General features: G+C 47.9%; 5 protein-coding genes and 1 pseudogene. 3 read left to right on the top strand and 3 right to left on the bottom strand.

Features of this window, described 5'->3' with window-relative positions; all coding sequences use genetic code 11:
• From Q0294_RS17940 to Q0294_RS17930, 3 genes are all read right to left on the bottom strand, one after another.
• A partial coding sequence (locus Q0294_RS17940; RefSeq protein WP_299468189.1) for an RNA polymerase sigma factor occupies positions 1 to 435 on the bottom strand: 435 nt, incomplete at its 3' end.
• A 155-nt stretch (positions 436 to 590) separates the two neighbouring features.
• A complete protein-coding gene (gene menC, locus Q0294_RS17935) occupies positions 591 to 1,703 on the bottom strand; it encodes an o-succinylbenzoate synthase (protein WP_299468188.1) in 1,113 nt (370 codons plus the stop codon).
• A gap of 66 nt (positions 1,704 to 1,769) precedes the next feature.
• The gene (locus Q0294_RS17930) at positions 1,770 to 3,785 is read right to left on the bottom strand and encodes a hsp70 family protein (protein WP_299468187.1); all 2,016 of its coding nucleotides are present in this window, start codon (positions 3,783 to 3,785) and stop codon (positions 1,770 to 1,772) included.
• Positions 3,786 to 4,181: 396 nt separating this feature from the next.
• Here Q0294_RS17930 and Q0294_RS17925 point away from each other — a divergent pair, with 396 nt between their 5' ends.
• The 3 genes and pseudogenes from Q0294_RS17925 to Q0294_RS23485 all read left to right on the top strand — a co-directional run.
• Positions 4,182 to 5,180: a DUF4974 domain-containing protein gene (locus Q0294_RS17925; protein ID WP_299468185.1), complete on the top strand. Its 999-nt coding sequence runs from the start codon at positions 4,182 to 4,184 to the stop codon at positions 5,178 to 5,180.
• Positions 5,181 to 5,653: 473 nt separating this feature from the next.
• Complete coding sequence (locus tag Q0294_RS17920) at positions 5,654 to 6,940, top strand: diphosphate--fructose-6-phosphate 1-phosphotransferase (protein ID WP_299468184.1); 1,287 nt, start codon at positions 5,654 to 5,656, stop codon at positions 6,938 to 6,940.
• Positions 6,941 to 7,035: 95 nt separating this feature from the next.
• Positions 7,036 to 7,184, top strand: a pseudogene (locus Q0294_RS23485) (HAD family hydrolase); the annotation flags it as partial.

Below are 7,184 nucleotides of genomic sequence, written 5' to 3'. Positions count from 1 at the left end.
AGTTCCCAGAGGAATCGAAAGTTCTGTGGAAATTTCCTTGTAAGATCGCTCTTCAAAATAAAACATCAATAACGGGATTCGAAAATCTTGCGGCAGCTCGTTCAGAGCACACTGCAACTCCTGCGAGGTTAATTCAGGGACGACTGCTGCTTCAGAAACAAGGTCAAACGTTTGATCGAGAGAGACAGGCCTGATTTTTTGCGAAACATTTTTCAAAAACAAATTGCGCAATATCGTACAAAGCCACGCACGTGCAAAGCTCATATCACGCAGCTGAGAAAGTTTTTTCTGAGCAATCAAATAAGTCTGCTGGGTAAGATCTTCTGCATCGGCACTGTCGCCCGACAAGCGATAGGCATATCGAAACAGTAGCTGATAGTATTGATCAACCAACATCGTAAGTGCTTCCGAATTGTTCTGGTTCTGTAATGACATAACCTGATTCTCTATGTAGAAAGATGCTGCGATACATCTTGTTATTCCCCAATAAAGCCTTTTTATTGGAACATTTTTTAACTTAATTCAATACTTCATCCACTTCACCCTCATCCTGACGCCACCGAACAATGAACGTTTGAACCGACCGCGATTTACGGTTTGATCACTTTCTTTTGAATCGTGAGGGATTCTAAACGGCGAAAATCGGGATCAGGCAGTTCCTTAAACGCTTTGACGCCGGGAAGACCTCCCTCCATGTCTGATAAAGTGAGTGGAAATTCGGCAAGGTCCTCACGGTAATATTTTTCACTCGGAAAAATATCCGCGGGATAGGTAAAATTATCCAGCATCGCCAAAGCGGCACAATGCGAGGCACCGGTTGCACTTTCCAGCATGCCCCCCACCCAGCAGGGAATCCCTGCCTGTTGGCATAAATCGTGTATTTTCACCGCATTTGTGAGCCCGCCGACGCGTCCCGGTTTGACGTTCACAATCCGGCAGCTTTTTAAGTTGACTGCCTGCTGAGCGCGATAAGGGTGAGTAATACTTTCGTCCAGACAAACCGGAGTTTGAATCAATTCCTGTAACCGTGCATGATCTGTGAGATCATCGTGCTGCAACGGCTGTTCGATCATTGCCAGCTGAAATTCATCGATGGCTTGAAACAAGGGGGCATCTTCAATCCGATATCCGCTGTTACAATCGATGTGAAACGTCTCATCTGGAAAGTTAGTCCGAATTGCTTTGAGCATCGGGATATCCCAACCAGGTCGAAACTTGAGTTTGATCCGCGGAAACTTCTGCGCTACGGCTGTTCCCACGACTTCGATCAACTCATCCACATGATCCATGACTCCAAAATCCGCACCGACCGGAACTTCATTTCTCGTAGCCCCTAATGCAATATGTAAAGGCACACCGCTGATTCTGCTGTGCAAGCTCCACCAGGCATTATCCAAAGCCGCCTTGGCAAACGGGTTCCCTTTATAAAGAGACAGTCGATCCTGCATCGCCTGGCCGCTGTTGATTTCCTGACCAATCACCGCCGGTGCCAGCCATTCAGCAACGGTCTGAAAAACACCACCGGCCCATTCCGGACTGTAACAGGGAGCAGCGAGCGGTGTGCTTTCTCCCCAGCCTTCGACGGAGCCACTTACCATGCGGCATAACACGGAATGAATGGCAGCATCCTCGCCATACGCAGTTCGCCAGGGATAAATGAGAGGCATTGCCACATGAAACAATTCAATCCGTTCAATTTTCATCTGATATTTAAATCCTGTTAGTCTTCGGCAAATATGATTTTTTCATCGCAAGCAGTGTGACTTACCTTAAGCATCTTCCAGTAGGTCCCAGAACTCACTTTCAGCCGCGTCCAACTGACCGGTCGGCTTCGCTTGGGGTCGCGGTTTGTTTTGTCTTTGAGGCTTTGGCTGAGCTGCGACGGATCGTGGAGATCCCGACTGCTTTCCAGGCGTCTTCTTCTGTTGCCCGCTATTCGGAGCCGGCTGCCTTTTCTTTTTTTGAGGCGGCGCTGAGCGAGATGCTAATACACCCTGAGAATGTTTTTCAGGAGTAGCACACCCTGAACCAGGCGGCCCCAGTTGCGGTTCACCACATTGACCACATAATGCAATCGGACGCTCTGAACTATCCAGACCACGAACTGCTCGCTGCGGTTTTGCTGGAAGTGGCTGTTTAGTAGGAGGTTCTTTTTTATTCTCTGGCGGATTGACTGATTCAGCCTGATCCAGAATTTCTTTCAGCATGATAGGTTGCTCAAGATCAGCTTTGTCATGAACGTCCGGTTTCTGTGGGATCGCATCGGGAGTCTTCGTGACCAGATTCTGTTCGCGCGTGATTTCAATTTCTGCCGCTTTGCCGCTGGCAAGATCTCTGGCGGAGACATGCACCCGGGCTTCGGAATCGTATTCTATTAACACTTCAATTTTCGAATCGACAGGTAAATCAGCGGGTAACCCTTCAATAACACAGTTCCCTAAGACAACAAATGGTTCATCCTGTGAGGCACCACTTTCGATTAATTTCAAATGCACGCGGCGCTGGTTTGGAGATACCGTCCCATACGTGTGTCTGACTGATGCCGGCAATTTGGTATTGGCCGGGAGAAGATAATGCGGCACGCGCTGCTGTCCCTGCTGATCACGTACCAGAAAACCGAGAGAGCGGGCATTGACACTGTGCTGCTTCATTTTCGAAAGCCGACTGGCAGCCTCTGTCGTCAGGATCGACTCTGCATATTCGCGGTTGCTCAACAGCATCCCCGCATAATAAGCAGCTCCATGAGCGATCGACTGGTCTGGTGGCAGTGAAAGATTGCGGGTTGTTCCACTCGCTTGTTTTAACGCATCGCGAATCATCGGCATCCGTGAGGAACCACCGGTCGTCAGCACTACATCAACGTGAGCCCAGCCCATGCGATTGTCTTTTAACAACGCCTGGGTGATGCTGGTTGTCTGATCAACCAGCCCCTTGGTGAGTGATTCAAATTGAGACTGCGTAATCTGGTACGTTTTTCGCTTTGATCCTACCTGACAGGCGAGAGTCGTTTTAGGCCTGACGGTCAGACTGCGTTTTGCCTGTTCCACTTCATTCGCCAGATATTGCAGACTTTCGGGATCGTTACTGGGGTTCACGCCAAATTCATTAAAAAACTGTTCTGCAATTGCTGCCTGTAATTTGCTGTTCCAGTCAATGCCCCCCAGTTTTAAATCACCGCCACTGGCGATGACGTTGACTTCATCTTTATGATACTTTACCAATGAAAGATCAAATGTACCGCCGCCCAAATCGTAGACCAGAATCCGTTGTTCTTCAGCCAGTTCGGCAAACCACATTCCTTCCGATCCCAGAACGTAACACAGGGCAGCTGCTACCGGTTCGTTAATCAGATCCACCTGCTTTAAACCCGCCTGTTTCGCAGCTGCAATCGTTTCCTGGCGCTGTACATCACTGAAGAGAGCGGGAACGGTAATCACCGCCGTCTCAACAGGGCCGATACGTTCCTCTGCGGCTGCGAGCAGCTTTTTTAAAACAAAGGCAGAAATATCTTTCGGAGTAAAAAACCGACCATCGATCTCCCAGCGAAAGTCTGATTTTCCGAGAAAACGCTTCGCATGCTGTACAACATTACGGGGATTGACTATCGCATGCCGCAGTGCTTCTGTTCCCACAATCACCTCAGCACCATCAAACATGGCAACTGAGGGAGTGGATAATTCCCCTTCCTGATTGGGAATCGTAACCGGTTCTCCATGCTCGTTCAGATGAGCAATACAGGAATAGGTAGTTCCCAAATCGATTCCGACAGCCTGTATTTTCTGCATAAAGCATTGACTCACAAAAGATAAGTATTATCACATACCTGATAGACGAAGTATGACAGGAAAACCCCTTGTTACTATGTTATCATGGAAGCCTGTAACACTCCAGCACTTGATTTGTGTTTTTCCGGCTAGACAACCCCTCTGAAGTACGGTCCTGATAGAAAGCCCCGCATTGTGAAAAGGCAGCAATCCCACTTGAATTGGTGGATTTTGGTTAATCTGATCCTTGTTTCCAGTGCAACCGGAATAATCCCGTCGGTTTTCGCTGCTCAGATCTCCGAAAATCAATCGATTGTCCTGAATCGGGAGACTCCCAAATACCTGACGGACAGAAATTTTCGCAGGGTATTATCGCAGCCTTTTTCGGCGTCCTGGTCTAATGTCGAAATCCGTTCTGTGATTCAGCGCATTTGCAGTACGCAAAACATCTCGATTATTCTTGATCGCAGGATCGATCCGTCACTGAAGCTGAAACTGGATCTTCAAAACCTGACACTCGAGCAGGGGCTGCAAAAACTTGCTGCTCTGGCTCATGCCAAAACAGAAATTGTGGGCAGTACGATTTATATTGGTCCAGAAACAGCGGCATCCAAACTAAAAACGCTACTGGAATTGAAATCAGAAGAACTCGCTGCACTCGCGGATTCCGGTGCGGAATTAAAATCACGAGTCCTTTTTCTCAGCCGAAAAAAAACATTCCACTACCAGGATCTGGACCAGCCATCGGATATTCTCAGACAAATCGCCGCCGCCTATCAGATTACGATCAACAACGGAAACCAGATTCCCCATGACCTCTGGACACATGGCACACTGACTTCAGTCAATGCAATCGAAGCACTCTCATTAATCCTGATTCAGTTTGATTTAACCTATCGCTGGGAGGAGCAGGCCACACAGATCCAACTCATTCCGATTCCCGATACCGTCACGATTGAAAAGACCTATACGCCACGCGGCAGTTCGGTTGTCGCTGTGACCCGCCGCCTGAAAGAAACGTTTCCCGAACTGAGCGTGGCCTCATCCGGAAAAACGATTACAGTCAGTGCTTCAAGCGAACTCCATGAAAAAATCGAACAATTTTTGAATCCCGGAGCGAATTTCCGCAACACAATGCCACAAAAAGTCGATGCGATTCCTGTTCAACGACGGAAATTTACGCTGTGGGTGAAAAATGTTCCGCTGCTCGCGATCATGAAAAAACTGGAGCAATCAGGAATCGAATTTGAGTACGACGAAGACCAGCTGGCCGATGCCGGCATCGATCTCGGTCAGCAGATTGATATTTCCGTCAATGAAGCCAATGCACAGGAATTTTTTGATTCTCTCTTCAGATCCTTCAAGCTGAAATATCAAATCGAGGGCACCAGAGTTACCTTGATTCCCAATAAATAAAGCCTGATGGGTTATTTTGCATTTCCCGCCTCAAACTTTCCCGGAACTTTCTTTATTGGTAACACGGCGATACTTTGAATTAGCGCACAAAATCGGGTAATATTCCGGCTGTGTAAGTGAAAACAAGTCTTTGTGAGTCTATTAGCACGATCACCCATACTGGATAATGGCTACATCCTGCCCGCTCAGGCAGTGAGAGCATTTTACATAAACTGTTTATGAATCATGCTTTATCAAAAGAGGCCTTCTTATAATCGCCTTAGACCTTGTGGGAAGCGTTCGTAATCGCCTTAATTGATTCGTGAGGAGACAGTCATTTTCCCGTTTAAGGAAGAGAGAACTAAATTCGGGAATCGAGAATGACGGTTTAAATGCGATCAATTTGAACGGGTTTCAAAGCAACAACCGGATCTGCTCTGCCGAATTTCCGGCATGAACATTTCAAACATACAACAGTAGAGTGAGGAGAAAACGTGGCAAGTCCTAAAAATATGATTGTGGCACAATCTGGTGGTCCTTCACCAGTCATCAATAACAGCCTGCGGGGGTTAGTCGAGACGGCCCGAGATCTACCCGAAATCGGCACGATCTATGCCGGCTGGCATGGAATCGAAGGAGTTCTGAAAGAAGAATTGCTCAACTTAAGTGGCCAATCTCCTGAAGAAATTGCTCTGTTAAGAGTTACCCCGGCTGCTGGTTCAGTAGGAACCTGCCGTTATAAACTGAAAGAACATCAGAACGAAGACTTTGACCGCATCGTGGAAGTTTTCAAAGCCCATAATATCGGGTACTTCTGCTACATCGGCGGAAATGACTCGATGGATACCGCCAACAAAGTCGCCCAGATGGCTACCGAGCGCGGCGTTGATATCGTCGGCATCGGCGTTCCCAAAACCATTGACAACGATGTCGGTGACAGTGAATTCAAACTGATTGACCACACTCCCGGTTATGGAAGTACCGCCCGTTACTGGATGAGTATGGTTCAAATGGCAAACGAAGAAAATCGAGGCAGCTGCCCGGCTGACCCGGTACTGGTTCTGCAGGCCATGGGTCGCAAAATCGGCTTCATTCCTGCTGCAGCGCGGCTGGCAGATCCACAACGTAAAATTCCCATGCAGATTTATCTGGCAGAAACGACTGTCAGCATTGAACAGATCCACGCACAGGTAAATGAGCAGCTGAAAAAAGACGGACGCCTGATTGTGGTCGTCAGCGAAGGGCTCTCGCTCGGAGATATCGGCGAAACCAAAGACTCCTTTGGTCATACACAGTTCAGCTCCAGCCAGCTGACCGTGGCTCAGCTGCTGGTAAACGAGCTGAATCAAAGAGGTCTGGCAGTGAAGGGGGCAGCGCGGGCAAACATTCCGGGAACGGACCAACGCCATAACATCGCCTATGCCTCGACAGTTGACCTGGATGAAGCATATGGCGCAGGCCAGAAAGCAGCCTTACTGGCAGCTGCAGGCGAATCAGGATATATGTCGACGATTCTTCGCACAGCGGGCCCGGGTTATAACGTCCGCTACGACAAAGTCCCCTTGTCGGAAGTTGCCAACAGCGAACGCACTTTCCCTAAAGCCTGGATCACTGCGGATGGAATGGACGTCACCGACGATTTTGTGAAGTATTGCAAACCTCTCGTCGGTAACGATTGGCCCAGTATTCCGCTGATCAATGGCCGTATGCGATTAGCTCAACTGCAGCCTTTGTTCTCAGATCAAAAACTGCCTAAGTATGTTCCTCAGGCAGACAGATAAAACTTGAAAATATGCCACACCGGTTCAGAAAAACATGTTTTTGAATCGCCCGGCTAAATAAAAGATTATTTTGAAATAGAAAATGGGAGAAGATTGTGTCGGAAAATCCACTGGATACCAAGTTTCAAAAGAAAAGCGAATTTCTGATTGGTATTGATTCAGATGGTTGTGCCTTTGATTCAATGGAAATTAAACATAAAGAATGTTTTATTCCCAACTTTATCAATTATTTCGGTCTGCAGCC

The sequence above is a fragment of the uncultured Gimesia sp. genome (assembly GCF_937919775.1).
Lineage (GTDB): Bacteria > Planctomycetota > Planctomycetia > Planctomycetales > Planctomycetaceae > Gimesia.
This window is presented reverse-complemented; position numbering and strand designations above follow the sequence as displayed.